Here is a 1010-nt window from a genome sequence, read left to right on the forward strand (position 1 = left end):
TGGCTTTTCCATACGCGGTCAAAATCAGGATTTTCCGAGGCCAGCTTGCTCATGATTCCATTTTTGATTTCTCTCAATTTCTGCATATCGCTATCGGATAGCTTCGTTGTTTCAATTCCGCTCTCTAAGATCCGCTCAGACGCCAGCGCATCGCCATAGGCAAAAGAGGCCGATCGAGCCAGGACCGACGCCCTGCTCGCTTCTTCCACTACCGCTTTCAGATCATCCGGCAAGGAAGCCCACGCGTCTTTATTAATCGAGGTTCCGTAGACCGAACTCGTTTGGTGCCAGCCTGGCGCTAGCCAATACTTCGTCACTTCATGGATCTTGAGCCTTTCATCTGCAGCGGGTGAACTATATTCCGCCCCGTCGACTACCCCTCTTTGCAAGGCTTCATAGATTTCCGTTGTTGCCAGAGTCACCGGGGTTGCCCCTACTTCCTGCGCCAATTGGCTTTGGATCAATCCAGCCATCCGGATTTTCTTTCCTTTTAAATCTTCTAAACTACGAATCGGGGAAGTGGATCGAATACCCGATTCCATCCCGGATATCGAGGTCGGGAAGTAAACCGTATTAAATTTCCCGTAGATCTCGTTGTATAGCTCGCGCCCGCCTGCCTGTTCCATCCACAGAAGGTAATCCCACTGGCTGAAGCCAACTCCCTGGGAGCCGAGCAGATCAAAGGCCGTGTTCATTCCAGACCAGTAGTTCGGCCAATCCGAGCCCATCTGTACCGTACCCTTGCTGACCATGTCCAGAACCTGATTCGCGGGAGCCAGCTCGCCTACCGCATGCAGCTTGATATTCAGGCGACCGTTGCTTAATTTCTTGACCAAATCCACAAAATAGACATCATTTTCATACTGAAGCGATCCTTCGCCCCACGTGCTGATCATTTTCCAATCATAGGTTTGGGCGGGGGTGTTTCCTCCGGCTGGAGCCGTTGTCGATTGGGATTTCATGCAGCCCGTAGCCATGATAGCAAACAGCAGGACGAAGGCCATAATAGA

1 protein-coding gene is annotated in these 1010 nt (G+C 51.5%); it reads right to left on the reverse strand.

Annotated elements, in window-relative coordinates; genetic code table 11:
* On the reverse strand, positions 1 to 1010 hold a 1010-nt coding region (locus tag ABLT31_RS38725; RefSeq protein WP_367761033.1), incomplete at both ends, for a TRAP transporter substrate-binding protein.

This window comes from Ammoniphilus soli (genome assembly GCF_040813775.1).